The organism is Acidovorax sp. 69 (genome assembly GCF_002797445.1).
Classification (GTDB): domain Bacteria; phylum Pseudomonadota; class Gammaproteobacteria; order Burkholderiales; family Burkholderiaceae_C; genus Acidovorax.
Genome location: NZ_PGEP01000001.1, coordinates 2,934,659 through 2,955,257 on the forward strand (window position 1 = coordinate 2,934,659; position 20,599 = coordinate 2,955,257).

Sequence of the window (20,599 nt, forward strand, 5' to 3'; positions counted from 1 at the left end):
GGGTGAGCCTACTTGCGCGTATAGATCTGGTCGAAGCTCGCGTTGTCCGCAAAGTGGTCCTTGGCCGCCTTGTCCCAGCCACCGAACGCGTCGTTGATGGTGAACAGGTTCAGCTTGGGGAACTGCTTGGCGTACTTGGCCTTGGCTTTGTCGGACACCGCCGGGCGGTAGAAATTTTTGCCTGCGATGTCCTGGCCTTCCTCCGTGTAGAGGAACTTCAGGTACTCCTCGGCCACGGCGCGGGTGCCTTTTTTGTCCACGTTCTTGTCCACCACCGTCACGGCGGGCTCGGCCAGGATGGAGATTGAGGGGGCAATCACATCGAACTTGGCGCCGAACTCCTTTTCGAGCAGGTAGGCCTCGTTCTCCCAGGCGATCAGTACATCACCCTGGTTGCGCTGGGCAAAGGTGATGGTGGAACCACGGGCGCCGGTGTCGAGCACGGGCACGTTGCCGTACAGCTTGGCGACAAAGTCCTTGGCCTTGGCATCGCTGCCCAGCTTGCGCTTGGCAAACTCCCAGGCGGCCAGGTAGTTCCAGCGGGCGCCGCCCGAAGTCTTGGGGTTGGGCGTGATCACGCTGATGCCTGGCTTGATGAGGTCGTCCCAGTCCTTGATGCCCTTGGGGTTGCCCTGGCGCACCACCAGCACGATGGTCGATGTGTAGGGCGAGCTGTTGTGCGGCAGGCGCTTTTGCCAGTCCTTGGGGATCCAGCCACCGTTGGTGTGCAGCGCGTCGGTATCACCGGCCAGCGCCAGGGTGGCGACGTCGGCATCCAGGCCATCGATGATGGAGCGCGCCTGTTTGCCCGAGCCGCCATGGCTTTGCTTGATGGTCACATCCTGGCCGGTTTTGACCTTCCAGTGCTTGGCGAAAGCCTGGTTGAACTCGACGTACAACTCGCGGGTGGGGTCGTACGAGACATTGAGCAGCGTCACAGACTGTGCAAACGACGGCAATGCCGTCAGGGCCAAACTGCCAATGAGGGCGGCAGCCCAAGGAAACTTGATAAAGTCGCGGCGAAAGTTCATGAGGGACCTCGATTTATGAATGTGTTGCGGTGCAAACCACCGATGAAACGCATTCTGGAAGGCACTCCTTAAAACCGGAACTACTGAGATTTCAGTTCTTTATATCCAAAACATCTGAGCAACCCGTTTTTGCTCGCTCCACACAAGGAAAACCCATGGCACGCACGGTTCAATGCATCAAGCTCGGAAAAGAAGCGGAAGGCCTTGACTTCCCCCCCTACCCGGGCGATCTGGGCAAGCGCATCTGGGAAAGCGTGAGCAAGGAAGCCTGGGCGGGCTGGCTGAAACACCAGACCATGCTCGTCAATGAAAACCGCCTGAACCTCGCCGACGCCCGCGCCCGCCAGTACCTGGCGCGGCAAATGGAGAACCATTTCTTTGGCGGCGGCGCAGACGCTGCAGCGGGTTACGTGCCGCCCACGGCCTGAGCCCCATGTCAGCTTTCCATGGTGCTGCGTGCCACCCACGGCCCATGAAACTGGCGCTGTGGATGCCAGTGAGCCGCGAAACTGGCTTTGCCAGGCCGCTGGCTGCGTTCCCCTTCCACGCGAAGCGTGAGACAGGGGGAAGGCGCGAAGCGACTCAGGGGGTGTTTCATCTCAGAGCCCATTGACTGGCTGCCGGACGGCACCCCCTACAGCCCCCGCTTTGGCGACCGCTACCACAGCGAAAACGGCGGCCTGGACCAGGCCCGCCGCGTTTTTCTGCACGGTTGTGGCTTGCCTGGCGCCTGGGCGGGGCAACCGCAGTGGCGCATTCTGGAAACCGGGTTTGGCTTTGGGCTGAACTTTCTGGTCACCTGGGCGGCCTGGCGGGCCGACCCGCAGCGCCCCACCTTGCTGCATTTCGTCTCGACCGAGGCCTGGCCTGTGGGCGCAGACGACCTGCTGCGGGCCACCACGGCACACCCCGAACTGGCACCGCTGGCCGGAGCCTTGCATCGCCAGTGGTGGGGCCTGTTGCCGGGCGTTCACCGCCTTAGCTTCGACGAGGGCCGCGTGTTGCTCACGCTGTGCGTGGGCGACACCCAGAACCTGCTTCGCCAGCAGAGCCTGACGGTGGACGCGGTGTACCTGGACGGCTTCAGCCCACAGCGCAACCCCGAGATCTGGGACCTGCACACCCTCAAAGCCGTGGCGCGCTGCTGCCGCCGTGGCACGCGGCTGGCCACCTGGACCATTGCACGCGCCGTGCGTGACGCGCTGGCCCAATGCGGCTTTGAAGTCAGCCGCGTGCCGGGCGTGCCGCCCAAACGCGACAACCTGCACGCCACCTACAACCCCCACTGGGAAACGCGCACCACACGCCAGCCCCAAACCACGACGCAGCCCGCCGTCCCCGGCACCTGTATCGTGATCGGCGGCGGCATTGCGGGCGCGGCCACCGCAGCCAGCCTGGCACGGCGCGGCTGGCAGGTGGTGGTGTTGGACCAGGCTGCCGAGCCTGCAGCGGGCGCATCGGCCCTGCCCGCTGGCGTGTTTGCGCCCCATGTGTCGCCCGACGACAGCGTGCTGTCGCGCCTGTCTCGCAGCGGCATCCGCACCACGCTGCAGCAGGCCCAGGGGCTGCTGAATGAAGGGGTGGACTGGTCCCACTGCGGCGTGCTGGAACACCGCACCGATGGCTCCCCCGGCCTGTCGGTCGACTGGATGCACGGACCAGGGGCCGCCTGGAGCCAACCCGCACCGTCCTCCACCCTGGCAGAGGCCCAGTTGCCGCCCGATGCCGCAGCCTGCTGGCACCATCAGGCAGGATGGGTGCGCCCAGCCCGTCTGGCCAAGGCCTTGCTGGGGCAGCCCGGGATTCACTGGCAAGGTGGGTCTCAGGTGGCTCAGTTGCGGCGCTTGGAGCGGCCCGCCGCTGATGACCAACCAACCGCCCTGTTGTGGCAAGCAGTGGACGCCCAAGACAACGTGATTGCAGAGGCCCCCACCCTGGTCATTGCTGCGGGCGCTGGCAGCCGGGAGCTACTCAACCACCGGTGGCCTTTGCAGCCCGTGCGCGGACAAGTGTCCTGGGGCATTCATGCAGAGCCCGCTGCGCCGCTGCTGCCGTTTCCAGCCAATGGCCATGGCAATCTGGTGCCCCGCTTTCCGATGGACAACCGCTTGGGCGAGGCTCCTGGCAGCGGCCAGGCGTGGGTCATGGGTTCTACCTTTGAACGCGACGTGGAAGCTCTGCCGCCCACCGCTGCTGACATCCATTCCGCCCACACCACCAATTGGGCCAAATTACAAGGCCTGTTGCCGGGGATCGCCCCGCAGCTGGAACCCGCATTTGCCACGGCGCTGTCCGTCCCTCACACAGTTGCAGCCTTCGGCGATACACCCGTGTTGGAGCATGCTGTTCGATCGTGGGCGGCCGTGCGCTGCACGGCGCCAGATCGTTTACCCATCGTCGGACCCGTGGATACCACCCACCTCCCGGGGCTGTGGGTCAACACCGCCATGGGTGCGCGGGGGCTGACCCTGGCACTGCTGTGTGGCGAACTGCTGGCCGCCCGCCTGCAGGGCGAACCCCTGCCACTGGATACCAAGCTGGCCAGGGCCCTGGGCACGGAGCGCCTGGCAGAGGCCTGCACCCAGCCAAAGCCCTCGTAAACCCGCACCAAACCTTGCTTATAAGCAAATTGACATATTGGAAGAGCAAAACAATAGTTTGCATCCATAAGAGAGCCCCCTACATTCGCAGCCATGCATGAATTGGCGTTTGTTTTTGCGGGCTTTGCCGTCGGTCTGATCGTAGGCCTGACGGGGGTGGGCGGTGGCTCGCTGATGACGCCTGTGCTTATCTTTTTCTTCGGCATCAAGCCCCACCTGGCCATCGGCACCGACCTGCTGTTTGCCGCGTTCACCAAGATGGGCGGCACCGTGAGCATGGCGCGCCAGCGCCTGGTGCCCTGGCGCGTGGTCGGCCAGCTGTGCGCCGGTAGCATTCCGGCTGCCCTGCTGGCGCTGTGGGCGCTGCACACCCTGGGACCAGCCAGTGCCGTGGCCCAGCGCGTCATGACCACCACACTCGGTTTTGCGCTGCTGCTGACGGCAGCGGCCACACTCTACAAGGTGGTAGCCTTTTCGCGCCAGCGCCAGGCGGCCGACCAGGCCAAGCGGCTGGCCGGTGCAGAGCAGGCCACGCGCCCCCGCCACTGGAGCCTGCCCGTACTGCTGGGTGCCGTTATCGGCACCCTTGTCACCTTCACCTCGGTGGGTGCGGGCGCCATCGGCGTCACGGTGCTGCTGCTGGTGTACCCCCTGCTGCCGCTGCCGCGCATCATCGGCGCCGACATTGCCTATGCCGTGCCGCTGACCCTGGTGGCAGGCCTGGGCCACGCCTCACTGGGCTCGGTGGACTGGCCTTTGCTTGCACAATTGCTGGCTGGCTCGTTGCCGGGCATCTGGCTGGGCTCGCGCCTGGTCACCCGCACCCCCGAGCGCCTGATTCGCTCCGCCCTGTCCATTTTGCTGGCCTGGGCGGGCTTCAAACTGATCCTGATCTGAGTTGCCCCACGATGTACCAATACACCGCATTCGACACACAGTTCGTGCAACAGCGCGCGCACCAGTTCCGTGACCAGCTCACGCGCTGGCAAACCGGCAAGCTGAGCGAGGACGACTTCCGGCCCCTGCGCCTGCAAAACGGCTGGTATGTGCAGCGCTACGCGCCCATGCTGCGCGTGGCCGTGCCTTACGGCGAAATCGCCAGCCGCCAGCTGCGCGTGCTTGCACAGATTGCCCGCGAATACGACGAGCCCGAAGCTGCGGTGTTCAAGGCCGCCATGGAAGGCCAGGGCCTGCTGGGCACCACCTTCCTGCCCAAGAACTGCGCCCACTTCACCACGCGCACCAATGTGCAGTTCAACTGGATTCCACTGTCCAAAAGCGCGGACGTGATGGACCTTCTGGCCAGCGTGAACCTGCACGGCATCCAGACCAGCGGCAACTGCATCCGCAACACCACCACCGACGCGCTGGCCGGCGTGGCAGTGGATGAAATCGTGGACCCACGCCCCTATGCAGAAATCATTCGCCAGTGGACCACGCTGCACCCCGAGTTCGCGTTTTTGCCGCGCAAGTTCAAGATCGCCATCAGTGGCGCCAAGGACGACCGCGCCGCCACGGGCTGGCATGACGTGGGCCTGCACCTCGTCAAGAACGACGCGGGCGAGATCGGTTTCAAGGTGTTTGTGGGCGGTGGTATGGGCCGCACGCCGGTGATTGGCACCGTGATCCGCGAGTTCCTGCCCTGGAACCAGATCATGAATTACATCGAGGCCATCGTGCGCGTGTACAACGAACACGGCCGCCGCGACAACAAGTACAAGGCGCGCATCAAGATCCTGGTGAAGGCCGAGGGCCAGCAGTACATCGACGATGTGGAAGAGGAATACCGCCAGATCCTGGAGATCGACGGTGGCCCCCACACCATTCCTCAGGCCGAGTTTGACCGCGTGGCGGCCTGTTTTGTGACGCCTCCCCTGGCCGCTATTGCCGATGTAGCGCCCGCTGCACTGCAAGCAACGCTCGATGCACAGGCGGCCGAGCAAGTGGCCTTTGGCCGCTGGCTCAAGCGCAACGTGCATGCACACCAAAATGCACAGCTGCGTGCGGTCACGCTGTCGTTCAAGCGCCCTGGCCAATCGCCGGGCGATGCCACCAGCGAACAGCTGATTGCGCTGGCCGACCTGGTGGACAAATACTCCGCTGGCGAAGCCCGCGTGACGCATGACCAGAACGTGCTGCTGCCCTGGGTGCACGCCAGCCGCCTGTTCGACCTGTGGCAAGAAGCCAAGGCCCTGGGCCTGGCCAGCGCCAACGTGCAGCTGCTCACCGACATGATCGCCTGCCCCGGCGGCGACTTCTGCGCGCTGGCCAACGCCCGCTCGCTGCCGATTGCCGAGGCCATCACCCAGCGCTACCAAGACCTGGACGAGCTCGACGACATCGGCGAGATCGACCTGCACATCAGCGGCTGCATCAACAGCTGCGGCCACCACCACAGCGGCCACATCGGCATTTTGGGTGTGGATAAGGACGGCAAGGAGTGGTACCAGGTCACGCTGGGTGGCTCCGATGGTTCCGACCTGTCGGGCGCCGCCGTGGCGGGCAAGGTGATTGGCCCCTCGTTCTCCGCCGCCGAAGTGCCGGACGTGATCGAAGCCGTGCTGGGCACCTACCGCGACCTGCGCGAATCGGGTGAAACCTTCCAGGCGGCCGTGCGCCGCACGGGTCTGGACCCGTTCAAGGAAGCCGCCAAACAAGCCCGCCACAAAGAACCAGAAACCGCCGCCGCCTGACCCGGCCGAGCGCACAGCCTGACCCACAAGATGTTGAAACTACTTGCCGCCCAAGACCACCAGCCGCCCGCCGAGGGCGACGCCCGCACGGTGGCCCTGCCCAACGATGCCGACGCCATGGCACTGCCGCTGGAAGGCGTGGAACGTGTGGACCTGCACTTCCCCAACTTCACCGATGGCCGCGCATTCAGCCAGGCCTTTTTGTTGCGCCGCCGCCGTGGCTTTGCGGGTGAAATCCGCGCCACGGGGGATGTGCTGATCGACCAGCTGGTGCAGATGCAGCGCACGGGGTTTTCGAGCGCCGTACTGCGCGAAGGCGTGGACGCGGCCGATGCGCAGCGCCAATTTGAACGGTTCTCCGGGTTCTACCAGGGCGACGCCGTGCAAACCCAGCCCCACTTTGCAAAGGCTGCCTGATGTCCAGCAACTCCAGCCTGTTCTCGCGTGGTGCGCCCGCCAAAGCCACCGAAGTGCATGCCCGCGCCAGTGTCACGTTCGACGCCAAGCTGACAGAAACCCAGGCGTTGCTGCGCCAGGCAGCAGCCCTTGGCGCCAACGCCGTGACGCAAGCCTCCAGTCTGGGTGCCGAGGATGTGGTCATCACCCACCTCATCAACGCGTTGCAGCTCGATATCCCGGTCTTTGTGTTGGAAACCGGCGCGCTGCACACCGAAACGCTGGCCCTGCTGGAGCGTACCCAGGCCCATTCGCGTGCTCCCGTCACGGTGTACCGCCCCGAAGCAGAGGCCGTGATCCACTTCGTCCGCACCAATGGCCAGGACGCGATGTACCAGAGCATCGACCTGCGCAAGGCCTGCTGTGGCATCCGCAAGATGGAGCCGCTGGCGCGCGCGCTGGCAGGCAAAAGCGCCTGGATCACCGGTTTGCGCCGCGAACAATCCAACGCCCGGGCCGACGTCCCTCTGATCGACACCACCGAAGTCACCGCCAAGGGGCTGACCAAATTCAACCCCCTGGCCAACTGGACCTGGGGTGATGTGTGGCACTACATCGCAGCCAACGGGGTGGACTACAACCCGCTGCACGATCAGTTCTTCCCCAGCATCGGCTGCGCACCCTGCACGCGGGCCATCAGCCTGGGAGAGGAGTTCCGTTCAGGCCGCTGGTGGTGGGAGGACGAGACCGCCAAGGAATGCGGTCTCCACGCCAAGAACTGATCGCAGAGAAAGCACCCGATATGAATTCCCGCACCGACTCCGCGCTGCTTGAGAAGAAAACCAACGACATGAGCCACCACCTCAACAACTCGCACCTCGACGCACTGGAAGAAGAAACCATCTTCATCCTGCGTGAGGTCGCCGCCGCCTTCGAGCGCCCCACCCTGCTGTTCTCGGGCGGCAAGGATTCGCTGGTCATGCTCAAGTGCGCCGAAAAGGCCTTTGGCACCAAGGCCAGCGGTGGCGGCATTCCTTACCCGCTCTTGATGATCGACACGGGTCACAACTTCCCCGAAGTCACGGACTTCCGCGACTTTCGCGCCAAGGAACTGGGCGCCGAACTCATCGTGCGCAATGTGGAAGACTCGATGGCGCGCGGCACCGTGCGCCTGGCCCACCCCGGCGAATCGCGCAACGTGCACCAATCGGTCACGTTGCTGGAGGCGATTGAAGAATTCCGCTTTGACGCGCTGATTGGCGGCGCCCGCCGTGATGAAGAAAAAGCCCGCGCCAAGGAACGCATCTTCAGCCACCGCGACAGCTTTGGCCAATGGCAGCCCAAGGCCCAGCGACCCGAGCTGTGGACGCTGTTCAACACCCGCCTGCAACCCGGCGAGCACTTCCGCGTGTTCCCTATCAGCAACTGGACTGAACTCGATGTGTGGCAGTACATCGACCGCGAACAGATCGCCCTGCCCAGCATCTACTACACGCACAAGCGCCAGGTGGTGGACCGCAAGGGCCTGCTGATGCCCGTGACCGAACTGACGCCGCCGCGCGATGGTGACACGGTAGAGACACGCGACGTGCGCTTTCGCACCGTGGGCGACATCACCTGCACCGCACCAGTGGAAAGCACGGCAGCCACCGCCGCCGAGATCGTCATCGAGACCTTGGCCGCAGATGTGAGCGAGCGCGGTGCGACCCGCATGGATGACAAGACTTCCGATGCTTCCATGGAGAAGCGCAAGAAAGACGGGTATTTCTGATGACTACTACTAATTTAATAGCTGCCAGCGCAATTAACACCGGCACTAGCGGCCAAAATGACCATATTTCCGCGCTCAAGTTCATCACTTGCGGTTCGGTCGATGATGGCAAAAGCACGCTGATCGGACGCCTGCTGGTAGACAGCAAGGCCGTGCTGCAGGACCACCTGGCCGGCGTACAGCGCCAGGGCGAAACCGACCTGGCCTTGCTGACCGACGGCCTCAGTGCAGAGCGCGAACAAGGCATCACCATCGACGTGGCCTACCGCTACTTCGCCACCGAAGAGCGCAAGTTCATCATTGGCGACGCCCCCGGCCACGAGCAGTACACACGCAACATGGTCACCGCCGCCAGCAGCGCCGACGCCGCCGTGGTGCTGGTCGATGCGACCAAGCTCGACTGGAAGAACCCGCAATTGGCCCTGCTGCCGCAGACACGCCGCCATTCGCTGCTGGCCCATTTGCTGCGCGTGCACTCCGTGGTGTTTGCTGTGAACAAGCTCGACGCCGTGGAAGACCCTGTTCTGGCGTGGAAACACATCCAGGGCGCCCTGCAGTCCTTCGCCCAAGCAGCGGGCATCACCGTGCGCGCCACGGTGCCGGTCTCCGCCCTCAAGGGCTGGAATGTGGTGGACGCCCACGCGGGCTGGTGCGGCTACGAAGGCCCCACGCTGCTGCAGGTGCTCGAAGCGCTGCCCAACACGCCCGCCGACACGGCGCTGCCACTGGCTTTCCCGGTGCAGTGGGTCGAAAAGTCCTCCTCCTCGTCGTCGGACACATCCCAAGGCCGCCGCGTGTTCTGGGGCCGTGTGGCTGCGGGCAACGTAGCACCTGGCACGCCCGTGCAGATCTTCCCCAGCGGCCAGCTGGCCACCGTGGCCCAGGTGCTGGACCATGCACGCCGCCCCAAGGACGTTCCCGCAGGCACCAGCGCGGGCATCATCCTCGACCGCGAGGTGGATGTCTCGCGCGGCGACTGGATTTTGGCCGCTCCCACGGCAGCGGCGGCCCCAGCCGACGACGACTTTGGCGACACGCCCACTGCTGCGCCCGCCTGGCCCGCCAACCGCGAGCTGCGCACCACCATCGCCTGGATGGACGACGAGCCCCTGGTGGCTGGCCGCGTTTATTGGGCGCTGCATGGCCACCGCTGGGTCAAGGCCAAGGTCAAGGCCGTGGTGCACAAGCTCAACATCAACACGCTGGCAGAAGAGGCAGCGACGCAGCTCGACCCCAACGCCATCGGCCATGTGGATTTGCTGCTGCAAGAGGCCGTTCCGGCCGCCGCATTCGGCACAGCCCGCGTGCTCGGTTCGCTGATCCTGGTAGACACCGCCAGCCACAAAACGGCTGGCGCCGTGCTGGTGAACTGATCCAGATCAGCGCCAAAACCCCAGAGTCACCCCTCCCCGGCGAGGGGCCCTGTCAACAACGCCGGTGAAAGCTCCTAAAATCGAGGGTTTTCACCGACCCACACAATTCCCGTCATGACCCACGTCGTCTCCGAAAACTGCATCAAGTGCAAGTACACCGATTGTGTGGACGTGTGCCCCGTGGACTGCTTCCGCGAAGGCCCGAACATGCTTGTCATCGATCCCGATGAATGCATCGATTGCGCCGTGTGCATCCCCGAGTGCCCGGCCAACGCCATCTTTGCCGAAGAAGACCTTCCGGCAGACCAGATTGCTTTCATCAAGCTCAATGCCGACCTGTCTTTTGCCGATGGCTGGAAAAGCATCACCAAGCGCAAGCCCGCCATGCCCGACGCCGACGAGTGGAATGGCAAGCCCGGCAAGGTCAACGAACTGGTGAAGTGAGCTCCCCCCTGAGCCGCTTCGCGTCTTCCCCCCTGGGGGGGACGCCACCCGTGGCCTGGCAAAGCCAGTTCCACGGTGGCAGAGGTCTTTGGCTGCGCCAGGTTCAAGCGCTGCCTGTATGTTGGCGCCGACATGACTCAAGAAACCGATGCTGTTGTCATCGGTGCGGGCCCGGTAGGACTGTTTCAGGTCTTCCAGCTCGGCCTGCAAGGCATCACCGCCCACCTGATCGACGCCCTGCCCCATGCGGGCGGCCAATGCGTCGAACTGTATGGCGACAAACCCATTTACGACATCCCGGGCATTCCCGTCTGCACGGGCCGCGAGCTGGCGGATTTGCTGCTGCAGCAGATCGCGCCTTTCAAGCCCCGCTGGCATCTGAATACCCTGGTCTCGTCCCTGGCGCCACAGCCCGATGGCCGCCTGCTACTGCAGACCCGTGCCGGAGCGCAGTTGCTGGCGCGCTCGGTGTTCATTGCGGCGGGTGTGGGCGCCTTTGTGCCGCGCACGCTCAAGATCGAAGGCGTCGAGCGTTTTGTGGGCACGCAGGTGCACTACCAGGCACTTCCCGCTGGTGTCGATGCATCCGGGCAAAACATCGTCGTGCACGGTGGCGACGAGCCCGCCGTGGCGCGTGCCGTGGAACTGGCCGAACTAGACGGCACGGCGCGAATCAGCCTCTTGCACCGCCGCGACGTCTTCCAGGCGCCCGATACGCTGCTGCAACGCCTGCAGCAACTGCGTGACGCGGGGCGCATCGTGGTCGAGGCCGCGCAGATCACCGGCATCGAGGCCTCTGGCGACCGGTTGACGGCGCTGCAGGTGGTGGACGCAGAGGGCAGCACCCGCAGCCTGTCACTGGATCTATTGGTCGCCGTTCTGGGCATCTCGCCTCGCCTCGGCCCCATCGCCGATTGGGGCCTGGCCATGGAGCGCAAACAGCTGGTGGTGGACACCGAGGCGTTTCGCACCAGCGTACCCGGCATCTACGCCGTGGGCGACATCAACACCTACCCCGGCAAACGCAAGCTCATCCTGTGCGGTTTCCACGAGGCCACACTGGCCGCCTTTGGCGCGGCCGAGGCATTGAAGGGTGACAAGGTGGCGCTGCAATACACCACCACCAGTCCACGTCTGCACCAGCTGCTGGGTGTGGCACCAGCATCAGCGCCTTCCATCAGCGTGTAGTCCCGGCGGGTCTGGGCACCGTCGCGTCATGCCCCAGCGGCGCGCCCACAAATAAGCACAAAATGTCCAAAAGGCGTGCAGGCGCCCGGCAGGATGGCGTCTCCCGTCAACACCCATCAGGAGCGCACCATGAGCCAACAACATCTTCAATCCGTCTGGGACACCTACACCGCGTCGTGGAAAACCGACTCGGTCGCAGACAGAGAGACCCTGTTTTCCCTGTCCCTCGACCCCGGCTGCACCTACAGCGACCCGCTGGCCACCGCCCAGGGCTGGACCCAGCTGACCGCCTACATGGACGACTTCCACCACCAGGTGCCCGGCGGCCATTTTGTGACCCACTACTTCGCCAGCCACAACCGGCAGAGCATCGCCAAATGGAACATGGTGGATGGCAGCGGACAGGTGATCGGAGAAGGCGTGAGCTACGGCCGGTACAACGACCAGAATCGCTTGGTTGCCATGACCGGTTTCTTTGAAACCCCTTGAACGGACGCCACCGTGCTTTATCTCCAGCAGATCCAGGAGGGCATCGATTTCATCGAGGCCCATCTCGAATCCGATATCGAACTGGCTGAGGTGGCGCGGGCTGCGGGGATGAGCCAATGGCACTTCCAGCGGATCTTCAAGGCGCTGACCAATGAAACCTTGAAGACCTACATCCGCTCGCGCCGGTTTGCCAAGGCACTCGAGCAGTTGACCAACACGCGGCTTTCCGTGCTCGACATTGCGCTGGCCTCGGGATACGAGACGCAGGAGAGCTTCACGCGCGCGTTCCGGGATGGCTTTCGGCTCACGCCGTCGCAGTACCGCAAGATGGGCAACCGCTCCCTGTTCGTGCGCAAGATCCGTTTTGACCCAAGCTACCTCGCGCACCTGCACCACAACATCTCCCTGGCGCCCGACATCGAGGAGCAGCAAGCCATGCAGATGGTCGGGCTGCCCACGGACTACTACGGCATCGACTCTGAAAAGAACAACCTGGGCCAGAAGCTGCCGCCCCTGTGGGCGAAGTTTCTACCCCGGTTGGGCGAAATTGCGAACACCGTGCCCGGGGTCTGCTATGGCGTTGTGGTGCCTGCGGGGCCGTACACCGAAGAGCTGCGCTATCTGGCCTGCATCGAAGTGCGAGGCCCCGGTGTGCTGCCACCGGGCATGGTGGCCATGGAAATCCCCGCGTCGACCTATGCACGCTTCACCCACCGGGGTCCAGCCCAGAACGTCGATGCGACGGTGAACTACATCTACTCCAGCTGGCTGCTGTCGGCCAGCCCGTCGCACAGCCTCGGGCCGGATCTGGAAATCTATGGTTCTCAATACCACCCGACTTCCGGCGACTCCGTGATGCACTACGCCATCCCCATCGCCCACGCCGGGCGCTGACCCACCCTCTACAATAATTACCGCGCTCCTTCGGGGGCGCTATCGCTAGGGGTGTCGAGACCGGCTTGCCGGAACCGACTGAGAGAGTCCCTTTGAACCTCATTGAACAGACTTCGGAGCGGCCTGAAGATACGGGCCCAGCACAGGCGGAAGCACCGGGCCATTGGCCCTTTTTTTTCGTCTCGCCATTGCCCGATAGATAGATTTGGGTGTGGTTCCCCACATATCTGCCAGGAGCGCCCAGGTGTACCAGCCGGACGCATACATAGCCATGATTTGGTCAAGCTCCAGCTCAGTAATCACCAAAGGCTTGCCACCCCAAGTAACGCCCCGCATTCGGGCTGCAACCTGCCCAGCTATCGCACGTTCCCGAATGATTGAGCGCTCAAGCTGCGCGACAGCGCCAAGAATCTGGATCATGAACATCCCTAGCGGGCTGGATGTATCTAGCGGCTCTGTCAAAGACCGAATGGCCGCCCCAGCCACTTTTATTCGATCCAATATGGCAAGCAAGTCTTTTAAGGATCGTGCCACGCGGTCCATCTTGTAGACCACAAGGACATCACCCGGCTGCAACGCCGCCAAGAGCTTCTGCAGCTCAGGCCGAGGCCCTACCGAACTCCCCTTTTCTTGCCAAATTTGCGTAACGCCAGCTTTTGCGAGCGCGTCAAGCTGCAAATGCGTTTCCTGATCCCTTGTAGAAACGCGCGCATATCCAATCAGAGCCATTCAATCCCCCCATAACAAACCTTGTTTTTTCCAATCACGGTTAGTGAGCGCGAAGCGCAACAGCGACCGCACAACGACCGCTTTAGAGCAGCCGAAGCACAAGGCTAAATCGTCGATGGTTTGACCAATTGGTAAAGAAACAGGGATATCAAGGCGCGCATGAACAGAGCGAAATTTCGACACTCTCTGAGAATCACTTACAGGCCGACGTTACCGGTAACGACCACGCTTTGATCAATAGGCAGGGGCATGGTGCACCCCCTTCGGTTCAGGCTCAGTGACGAGCCAATAGCGGCCACCAGACCACCTATCCCGAGTGACTCTATGTGACACGATGACGTCACCATCGGCACACTGAAAAGCAAGCTCAATCATCTGCTCAAAGGTAAGGCCACAGAACTGCATGCGCTGAGGCTTGGGCACTTGCAAGCCGTTCGACCTGCTGTATCGATTGGACTCAAGAGGAGCATCGTGATAATCCTTCATGATGTACTTGGACACATACGCAGCGAGCTTTGCAAGGCTCAGGTTGCGACGCTGACCGCCGTGCCTTGTCTTGCCACCGACAAAACACAAGCCATTGTCTTGACCGATGATCGAACGCCATATCTCAGTGCCCAGTTTCCAAGCCTTGATCTTTTCGCCCTTGCGCGTGCCATGACTGGGCAGCTTATGGCATGCGACATGCACATGCATGGCACCGCGTTCTTGACGCTCAAAACTGGCGCAATAAACGAACTTGCCACCCAGTGCGGCTTTCATGCGCCGTACCCACATCTCGAAATGTTTTTTGCACAAATTACGGTCTTGCTGATTCTCGCGATACGTCAACGTCAGCAACTCATTGAGGCCCTGGGCCTTGATGATCCAGCGGCAATTGGTCTTGGCACGCTGGGCGTTTTTTTCGCGCTGCTTTTCGCGCTTTTCCTCCAACTCTTTTTCATACAGCGCTTGCCTGTCCGCAGCCTCAACACCTTCAAAGCCTTGCATATAGACGTCATGAGAATCTGGAGCACGTTCACCAGTGTCTTCCCACACCACGACGTTCTTGAAAGACAACTCACGATGACCGTTTGCGGTGCGTGTGTAGACCTCCCAAGCATCCTCAACCACCGTTCCACGAAACAACATGCGTTCACCGCAAATCGATACAATCCGTTCCATCGACTACCTCATTTAGTTGATCAAGGCTCTGAACCGTTGACGCGGTTGCAGGGCCATTTTTTTGCTACTCACCATCCCACCAGAGGGCCATGACTGCCCCTTGCTTGTGGCGCCATTGACGGCACCACAACTGATCGAGATAGCACCAGTCCCCATCGGGGAACTCCCACACGAACAAAGAGCAATCCCCAACAGCCGGGAACCGACTTGCAAGCGGCCTGCGACCGTGATGCAAAAGCGCCAAAGACATGCTTTGTCGGAAAGTGAACTATTAATAAATTAGGCGGCGCTTCGCGCCGCTCGCAAGCTCGCCACGCCGCAGCGCCGCCCCGTCATTGCAACGAACTCCGCACCTGCGCATTGCGAGCAGCAAGGCCCTGCAAATACGTGTTTTGGGATGGCTCAGAAGACGGAGCAGGGGCAGGCATAGCCGATGGCTGTGCACGAACAGGAAGGGGCGCAGAACCCTCAGCGTATGGACGCGGTAGAGCCTTCTCGCGCATCGTTTCAGGGGACACCTGGGCGCGCTTCCAATCCATGAAAAACCCGTGCTGAACTATCTGCAAACAGGCCGCAGCACTGACCTGCAAAAGGGTTGCTTGCTGGGTGTAGCACTTGCACGTTTTGCCCATCTGTACGCAGGCCGCAGGGTAAGGCGCCTCAGTGGGTTTAGTCACATCGTCATATGCCGGCGCAGTCTGTGGAAAATCAGGAAAGCGAGGTGTACGCGAAGCCAGATATTGAGCCGCCGTCATGGGGCCGACGCTGGCAGCAGCACCGGAGCCGGTAGCAACCGGAGGACGAGCGCCATCAACTTTTGCCGCGATCGCAGAGCCAGAACCAGACGCTTTACCGATGGCGCCACTGGCGAAATAAAAAGCCGCATAGATCGCAAGACCCGCAAGCAAAAGACCGACAGGGATCGCCCAAAGCTTTGTCGGAATACTGCGCTTAATATTGTGGACGTCAGCACTCTTGTACCAAGGCTTTGTGATCCAGTTGCCCGCCTTGTCCTTCTTGCCAAACGCTTCTTTTGGATAGCGCCATGGATACTTCTCAGACTTGGCCTTGACCTTCTCAGGGTCAGTTTGCATACGGTTGAATTTATGAGCAACAGCGTTCTCACTGCCAAACGCACGGACGACATGCCAATGGGTTTCGCAGAGCTTGCGAGGTGTGGCATGTATTAACGTAGGGTCCTGGGTGATGAAGTAGAAATCAATGCCGCGTTTGCCGTGCATTGACAGCTCAAGGATAGGCAGAGGCACGCGAGCGCCAGTGCTAGCCATCCCCCAAAACTGCTGCAATTCATCAACCACGATGATGGAGTCGTTGGGACAGTCCATCCACTTGTCAGGGTGATCAATGCGCGTCCAACCATCGAGCGTTACCTCAGGGATGTTGCAATAGAAAACAGGGCGGTTCTCCTTCTTCGCACGCTCCATCACTTGAATAAACGTGAACAGCGTTTTGCCTTGACGAGGCAGGCCGGTGACGATATTGATAGGCATCGAGCAACCCCTACTTCTGCACCAAGCGCCTGATCTTGTCGCCGCCAAGGGCATTCAAAAGCACCTTCGCGCCTATGGCACTTATGACGATAGAGATGTGCTGATCAATGCGAAAAAACCCAGCCCAATCGGCCAGCATCGACGCGCCAAACGATGAGATCAATGCTGTAGCTTGAGCCTTGACTGAATCGACCAAGGTACTAACACCCACGTACTCAACAAAGCCAAAGCCGAGGGCAATAACGACACGACCAACGAGAGAGCCAGCAATCTGCAACAAGCCAGAAAGCAAGATAGAGACGATCCACGGCATGACCTACCCCCTATTGTTTTTGCCACCAAGCACCCACACGAGGGAGCCGAGCAATGTGATGCCGACACCTGCCAACGACAGGAGACCGAGAACGCCACAGACGCGGGAAAAGGGAATGACGAAGGAGCGACCCGCAGCAAACTCAAGGGTGAACTCAGGATCAGGGGGGCAGGTATGGGACCAGCCAAAACCAGCACTATCAAACGTGCTAACACTGACCTGCTGTGCCTCAGACCTCAGCTTGTCCATGCTGAATCCGTCAGTGCCCGCCTTCGCCTGATTGAAGGCGGTAGAGGGGTCATTGTCAGCATCAAGCATCTGACAGTTGCGCCGGTACTGCTCACGCGCCATGGCACATTGAATGGCATCACCATCACACTGCACGGACTCACACTGACCGCCGAAACTGTTGGGGTCTTTCTCTTTTGCATCGTCTGGACGAGGCATCAAGGGGATGCACTCCGAATTGACCTTGATGTAACCAGATGGGCATTTGCCATCGTTGTCTGGCGGCTGCTTTGGCGGGTCTTTCGAGTAGCAGCCGCCATTTGATTTGTAGGTTCCGTCAGGGCACTTTCCGTCAGGGCCGGGAGGTGTTGGAGTGTTGCCGGGTCCACCGGGAGAACCGCCCGGTTTATCGCCCGGTTTGGGGTCACCGGGTGCCGGTGGCTTGGTGCCCCTGTCGGGGTCGCCATTTGGATTGTCAGGGTCCACCGGCGTTGGTTTTCCGGGTTCTGATGGGCCACAGGTGCCGCCCGTATAAACGCCATAGCCCCCGTAATACGTGGGCTTGCCGCCACTCATTCCAATAAATTGAGGTTTGATAGTGAGCGTGCAATAGGTGTTGTCGATGTGGTTGTAAAGACAAGTTGCGGCAGAACCCGGACCCTCAAGGTCGTACCACTGATCTGATTCAACGCCCTGCGTGGGGCACTTGAAAGGCACGCATTTGCCATTGACGCGACTTTGACCAGCAGGACAAGGAGGCTCAGGGATGCAAACGCCATTGACGCGGGTTTCGTTGGGCTTGCAAGCGTCGGGCACACATGAGCCGCCCTCTTCATGCTGGCCCACAGGGCAAGCTGGCACCTTGCAAAGACCGTCACCACCAAGCACAGTGGGAGGTACGCATTGACAGTTTGGACTGGTGCCCGTGGAAAAAGGAGGGCAAGCCCCAGGCACTTTTGCAATGGAATACGTGTAATAAGACTTGCCGCCGTTGTCGTAATTCAAGACGACATTGCAGGCAGTCTCAGTGACGGAGTTGATGGCATATGAACCACCCAAATTAGCAGGAGCACGAGATTGCAAAGAAGCCACAACAGCAGAGCAAGCAGCAGACGCCGAATCAAAGAGAGTCGATGAACTGACGTAAGGAGCAGTTACTGAATATTGAGGGTTGGCGGTAAAGGCAGAAGCAACCGCCGAGAAAATGACCAACACAGAGAACAGACTCAAGCGGAGAAAATTCGCCATACACGCCTCAAGGCCAAAAGATGATGACGCCCGCGAGCACGAGCGATAGAAGAACCCAGTGACCCACGACGACCCCCTTTAAATGAAAAGAGGGGCACCCCTCACGCGAGAAGCGCCCCCCGGTCAAGCCCTGCTTACAGGACGCGCTGCACCCACTTGAACAGCTTGATGACCACCACCAAAGACAGGATGGCGATACCAATGCTGGACACGAGGGCCACACCTGAGGTGATGACCGAAATCACTTCGGACACGTCAGGCATGACAACGGCAGCTTGAGCGCCGCCAGTGGCCACGAGAGCAGCAGCAGCCACCGCCAAAGCACGCGCCAGAGGGGCACGAGCAATAACGGACAGGGCGCGGCGCTTCGCAGCGTTTGCGTTTGCGTTCATGAGTTACTCACTTTCACTTCCGAGGGTTTTGCGCGCAGCACGTAGCACGAACGCCACGGCCATCACGAGCAGGAGGGCACCCCCAATGGCCCCCGCTGATTCAATATCCAAATAAAACGGGCTGTACTGCTGCAACTCTGTACGGGTCATGACCACCAAGGAGTCCGGCATGTCGCAGGAAACCTCAGTGACCGTAGACGTATCAGCCTGCATGCAGTACATCAAGCACCCCGCAGGAGGGGCAAAGGTGCGGGAGGCACTAACGCCAATTCCTCTGAAGTGCTGTGCACTTCGCCGGAATCGTCATTAGCACAGTGACCACATCGCAAGGCGGGGGCGCCTTCGGCGCGTTTGTCTTTCAAGCACGAAAGCGGGCTTGCCTGATCTTGAGTCTGGAGGCGCGGGTCTTCGCTGTGCTTGACCACGCGCCCTTCATGGCCCTGCACTTGCGACCTCACCGCCCCGACTTGAGACACGCGCACTAGCCCGCCCCCTGCCCCTTGATGCGGGTACTCTGTGCGTGACAGGTCCACCATGGGGCGTTGCCCCATACCCCGAGCAGCGCGGGCTTGAGCAGCGGCGACCCTTGCGCGGGTCTGGGCGCGATCCGCGAACCAGTCAAGCAGTGAGCCCACAAGGGACGCGCACACAGTCCATGCACAGCCGCCTATGGCACCAGCACACAGCGCAGCAATGACGAGCTGCTGTGCAAAGTGCACCAGCTCAGCATGGGTGAGGGGGGCCGCATTCATGATGGCTTGGACGATGCAGGGAGCTTGGGCACCGTGTAGGGTGTCAACGATGTGAGAACGGCGCCGATCTTGCGATCCTTCATGCCGACTTGCATTGCGAACGCGCCGAGGTAAATACCGGGCTGGGGGGCAGCATCACCGGTCATGTTTTTAGGCAGTTGCAAAACGCCCACTTGCTCAATCGCACCGGTATCGGACACCAGCGCACATTCACAGTCCTGCATGGACCACGCACGGCCATCTTTTGAGCCAGTGCGCACATCGTTTGTTTTGAAAATCTGGAGTATTGAAGTCATTGCCATGATGGGCTTTCAGTAGGGGCACAAGGGCCGATATAGAGCGAAAGCGCTCCCCACTGCCGTGCACGCAGAGCAGCAGAGAGGGCTTTCACGCAGACACCACCTGAACGGACGCACAGGGGAGCCAGCGAGTAGCCACATCGGCAAAAGTGGGCATGCGGCCAACGTGCTGGAACTTGACCAAGCAGCGACCCTGCCGAACACGCTGGACAGTGGCGCGATAGCCACCCCAAGAAACGAGCAGGCCACGCTTTATGAGCTTGTCGTTTAGATCGAGATTAGGAGCGCGGGTCATGCGTACCACCCAGGACGAGAAACACTGCTATCGATGAACGGGTAACCAGCCTCAAGCCCAAGAACTACAGCGGAACCAGAGGGGATAAAAGAAGGGGCGTCAAGGCCAACACCAGCCCAACCAGGGTGCATGCCATCAAGCCAAAATTCCTCACGCATGAAGTCCAAGGCAGGCCGCTCAACATGGACGCGACGGAGATCGATGTGAATGCACTCCCCACCGTCAGCCACCAATGGGTGAGCTACCACCGCAGAGGCAGCATCAATGACAGGGGGAGTGCAAGGGGAAGCCTCAAAATCAATCTCAGATTGAGCAGAGGCCAGAAGGGACGCGGCAAACGAGGCGAAAGAAATCTGCGTGGCTGACATGGGTAGCTCCATGAGTGGATAATTACCCCGGTGGGGTACATGTACCATTTTTTAGTACATGCCCACATTGTACCAATTATTTGATACATGTACCAGAAGAAAGATACACCATGCCGTTGAATTTAACTATCAATAAAGCCGCAGAGATAGCAGGCAGCCAGACGAAGCTAGCCGAGCTCCTAGGGGTAGCAAGGCCGCATATCTCAAACTGGAAACAAGGCAGCAGAACGTGCACGATCGACAAGCGAATAAAGCTCGCACAGATAGCCGGACTCGACCCGACGACAGCAGTATTGGAAGGACTGGCCGACCAACTAGACGAGAACGACCAATGGCAAAAACAAGCCAAGGAAACACTAAACGCAATCCTTAACGCGTTCCCCCAAACCTGATTGAGATCATCCTCGCGCAGGGAAGCAAG

General features: G+C 61.1%; 21 protein-coding genes. 13 read left to right on the forward strand and 8 right to left on the reverse strand.

Going from position 1 to position 20,599, the window contains the following annotated elements; translation table 11 throughout:
- Nucleotides 1-8 precede the first annotated feature (8 nt).
- Nucleotides 9-1,031 carry a sulfate ABC transporter substrate-binding protein gene (locus CLU85_RS13420; protein ID WP_100410691.1) on the reverse strand — a complete coding sequence of 341 codons (1,023 nt, stop codon included), beginning with the start codon at nt 1,029-1,031 and terminating at the stop codon, nt 9-11.
- A 155-nt stretch (nt 1,032-1,186) separates the two neighbouring features.
- Here CLU85_RS13420 and CLU85_RS13425 point away from each other — a divergent pair, with 155 nt between their 5' ends.
- From CLU85_RS13425 to CLU85_RS13480, 12 genes are all read left to right on the forward strand, one after another.
- Nucleotides 1,187-1,459 carry an oxidative damage protection protein gene (locus CLU85_RS13425; RefSeq protein WP_100410692.1) on the forward strand — a complete coding sequence of 91 codons (273 nt, stop codon included), beginning with the start codon at nt 1,187-1,189 and terminating at the stop codon, nt 1,457-1,459.
- 168 nt (nt 1,460-1,627) lie between these two features.
- Complete coding sequence (gene mnmC, locus CLU85_RS13430) at nt 1,628-3,631, forward strand: FAD-dependent 5-carboxymethylaminomethyl-2-thiouridine(34) oxidoreductase MnmC (RefSeq protein WP_100412548.1); 2,004 nt, start codon at nt 1,628-1,630, stop codon at nt 3,629-3,631.
- Nucleotides 3,632-3,724: 93 nt separating this feature from the next.
- Nucleotides 3,725-4,528: a sulfite exporter TauE/SafE family protein gene (locus tag CLU85_RS13435; protein WP_100410693.1), complete on the forward strand. Its 804-nt coding sequence runs from the start codon at nt 3,725-3,727 to the stop codon at nt 4,526-4,528.
- A gap of 11 nt (nt 4,529-4,539) precedes the next feature.
- Nucleotides 4,540-6,324 (forward strand): nitrite/sulfite reductase, encoded by a 1,785-nt coding sequence (locus CLU85_RS13440; RefSeq protein ID WP_100410694.1) that lies wholly within the window; start codon nt 4,540-4,542, stop codon nt 6,322-6,324.
- A 33-nt stretch (nt 6,325-6,357) separates the two neighbouring features.
- Nucleotides 6,358-6,741: a DUF934 domain-containing protein gene (locus CLU85_RS13445; RefSeq protein WP_100412549.1), complete on the forward strand. Its 384-nt coding sequence runs from the start codon at nt 6,358-6,360 to the stop codon at nt 6,739-6,741.
- The gene (locus CLU85_RS13450; protein WP_100410695.1) at nt 6,741-7,502 is read left to right on the forward strand and encodes a phosphoadenylyl-sulfate reductase; all 762 of its coding nucleotides are present in this window, start codon (nt 6,741-6,743) and stop codon (nt 7,500-7,502) included. Before CLU85_RS13445 ends, CLU85_RS13450 begins: the two co-directional genes overlap by 1 nt.
- Before the next feature lie 20 nt (nt 7,503-7,522).
- Nucleotides 7,523-8,491: a sulfate adenylyltransferase subunit CysD gene (gene cysD / locus CLU85_RS13455; RefSeq protein WP_100410696.1), complete on the forward strand. Its 969-nt coding sequence runs from the start codon at nt 7,523-7,525 to the stop codon at nt 8,489-8,491.
- On the forward strand, nt 8,491-9,864 hold the full coding sequence (locus CLU85_RS13460) for a sulfate adenylyltransferase subunit 1 (protein ID WP_100410697.1): 1,374 nt from the start codon (nt 8,491-8,493) through the stop codon (nt 9,862-9,864). Before cysD ends, CLU85_RS13460 begins: the two co-directional genes overlap by 1 nt.
- A gap of 114 nt (nt 9,865-9,978) precedes the next feature.
- Nucleotides 9,979-10,308 (forward strand): ferredoxin FdxA, encoded by a 330-nt coding sequence (fdxA, locus tag CLU85_RS13465; protein ID WP_100410698.1) that lies wholly within the window; start codon nt 9,979-9,981, stop codon nt 10,306-10,308.
- Nucleotides 10,309-10,440: 132 nt separating this feature from the next.
- Entirely contained in the window at nt 10,441-11,496 is a 1,056-nt protein-coding gene (locus tag CLU85_RS13470; protein ID WP_100412550.1) for an NAD(P)/FAD-dependent oxidoreductase, read from the forward strand.
- A 129-nt stretch (nt 11,497-11,625) separates the two neighbouring features.
- Nucleotides 11,626-11,985: a hypothetical protein gene (locus CLU85_RS13475; RefSeq protein WP_100412551.1), complete on the forward strand. Its 360-nt coding sequence runs from the start codon at nt 11,626-11,628 to the stop codon at nt 11,983-11,985.
- Nucleotides 11,986-11,997: 12 nt separating this feature from the next.
- A complete protein-coding gene (locus CLU85_RS13480) occupies nt 11,998-12,879 on the forward strand; it encodes a helix-turn-helix domain-containing protein (protein WP_100410699.1) in 882 nt (293 codons plus the stop codon).
- Between the two features lie 99 nt (nt 12,880-12,978).
- On the opposite strand, the gene CLU85_RS13485 is transcribed toward CLU85_RS13480, so the two are convergent.
- The 7 genes from CLU85_RS13485 to CLU85_RS13525 form a co-directional block, all read right to left on the reverse strand.
- Nucleotides 12,979-13,608 (reverse strand): recombinase family protein, encoded by a 630-nt coding sequence (locus tag CLU85_RS13485; protein ID WP_100410700.1) that lies wholly within the window; start codon nt 13,606-13,608, stop codon nt 12,979-12,981.
- 234 nt (nt 13,609-13,842) lie between these two features.
- On the reverse strand, nt 13,843-14,772 hold the full coding sequence (locus CLU85_RS13490) for a hypothetical protein (protein WP_100410701.1): 930 nt from the start codon (nt 14,770-14,772) through the stop codon (nt 13,843-13,845).
- Nucleotides 14,773-15,104: 332 nt separating this feature from the next.
- Nucleotides 15,105-16,283 (reverse strand): zonular occludens toxin domain-containing protein, encoded by a 1,179-nt coding sequence (locus CLU85_RS13495; protein WP_100410702.1) that lies wholly within the window; start codon nt 16,281-16,283, stop codon nt 15,105-15,107.
- A 10-nt stretch (nt 16,284-16,293) separates the two neighbouring features.
- Entirely contained in the window at nt 16,294-16,596 is a 303-nt protein-coding gene (locus CLU85_RS13500) for a DUF2523 domain-containing protein (RefSeq protein ID WP_100410703.1), read from the reverse strand.
- Nucleotides 16,597-16,599: 3 nt separating this feature from the next.
- A complete protein-coding gene (locus tag CLU85_RS23015) occupies nt 16,600-18,072 on the reverse strand; it encodes a hypothetical protein (RefSeq protein ID WP_157803966.1) in 1,473 nt (490 codons plus the stop codon).
- Nucleotides 18,073-18,206: 134 nt separating this feature from the next.
- Nucleotides 18,207-18,464 carry a major capsid protein gene (locus tag CLU85_RS13510; RefSeq protein ID WP_100410705.1) on the reverse strand — a complete coding sequence of 86 codons (258 nt, stop codon included), beginning with the start codon at nt 18,462-18,464 and terminating at the stop codon, nt 18,207-18,209.
- Nucleotides 18,465-19,212: 748 nt separating this feature from the next.
- The gene (locus CLU85_RS13525; protein ID WP_100410708.1) at nt 19,213-19,518 is read right to left on the reverse strand and encodes a hypothetical protein; all 306 of its coding nucleotides are present in this window, start codon (nt 19,516-19,518) and stop codon (nt 19,213-19,215) included.
- A gap of 770 nt (nt 19,519-20,288) precedes the next feature.
- On the opposite strand from CLU85_RS13525, the gene CLU85_RS13530 reads away from it, so the two are divergent.
- Complete coding sequence (locus CLU85_RS13530) at nt 20,289-20,570, forward strand: YdaS family helix-turn-helix protein (protein ID WP_100410709.1); 282 nt, start codon at nt 20,289-20,291, stop codon at nt 20,568-20,570.
- The last annotated feature ends 29 nt before the right edge of the window (nt 20,571-20,599 follow it).

Bases quoted from the DNA above. Each gene is read 5' to 3' on its own strand.
- CLU85_RS13420 (WP_100410691.1), bottom strand. From the start codon at position 1,031: ATGAACTTTCGCCGCGACTTTATCAAGTTTCCTTGGGCTGCCGCCCTC.
- CLU85_RS13425 (WP_100410692.1), top strand. From the start codon at position 1,187: ATGGCACGCACGGTTCAATGCATCAAGCTCGGAAAAGAAGCGGAAGGC.
- CLU85_RS13435 (WP_100410693.1), top strand. From the start codon at position 3,725: ATGCATGAATTGGCGTTTGTTTTTGCGGGCTTTGCCGTCGGTCTGATC.
- CLU85_RS13440 (WP_100410694.1), top strand. From the start codon at position 4,540: ATGTACCAATACACCGCATTCGACACACAGTTCGTGCAACAGCGCGCG.
- CLU85_RS13450 (WP_100410695.1), top strand. From the start codon at position 6,741: ATGTCCAGCAACTCCAGCCTGTTCTCGCGTGGTGCGCCCGCCAAAGCC.
- cysD (WP_100410696.1), top strand. From the start codon at position 7,523: ATGAATTCCCGCACCGACTCCGCGCTGCTTGAGAAGAAAACCAACGAC.
- CLU85_RS13460 (WP_100410697.1), top strand. From the start codon at position 8,491: ATGACTACTACTAATTTAATAGCTGCCAGCGCAATTAACACCGGCACT.
- fdxA (WP_100410698.1), top strand. From the start codon at position 9,979: ATGACCCACGTCGTCTCCGAAAACTGCATCAAGTGCAAGTACACCGAT.
- CLU85_RS13470 (WP_100412550.1), top strand. From the start codon at position 10,441: ATGACTCAAGAAACCGATGCTGTTGTCATCGGTGCGGGCCCGGTAGGA.
- CLU85_RS13475 (WP_100412551.1), top strand. From the start codon at position 11,626: ATGAGCCAACAACATCTTCAATCCGTCTGGGACACCTACACCGCGTCG.
- CLU85_RS13485 (WP_100410700.1), bottom strand. From the start codon at position 13,608: ATGGCTCTGATTGGATATGCGCGCGTTTCTACAAGGGATCAGGAAACG.
- CLU85_RS13490 (WP_100410701.1), bottom strand. From the start codon at position 14,772: ATGGAACGGATTGTATCGATTTGCGGTGAACGCATGTTGTTTCGTGGA.
- CLU85_RS13495 (WP_100410702.1), bottom strand. From the start codon at position 16,283: ATGCCTATCAATATCGTCACCGGCCTGCCTCGTCAAGGCAAAACGCTG.
- CLU85_RS13500 (WP_100410703.1), bottom strand. From the start codon at position 16,596: ATGCCGTGGATCGTCTCTATCTTGCTTTCTGGCTTGTTGCAGATTGCT.
- CLU85_RS23015 (WP_157803966.1), bottom strand. From the start codon at position 18,072: ATGGCGAATTTTCTCCGCTTGAGTCTGTTCTCTGTGTTGGTCATTTTC.
- CLU85_RS13510 (WP_100410705.1), bottom strand. From the start codon at position 18,464: ATGAACGCAAACGCAAACGCTGCGAAGCGCCGCGCCCTGTCCGTTATT.
- CLU85_RS13525 (WP_100410708.1), bottom strand. From the start codon at position 19,518: ATGGCAATGACTTCAATACTCCAGATTTTCAAAACAAACGATGTGCGC.
- CLU85_RS13530 (WP_100410709.1), top strand. From the start codon at position 20,289: ATGCCGTTGAATTTAACTATCAATAAAGCCGCAGAGATAGCAGGCAGC.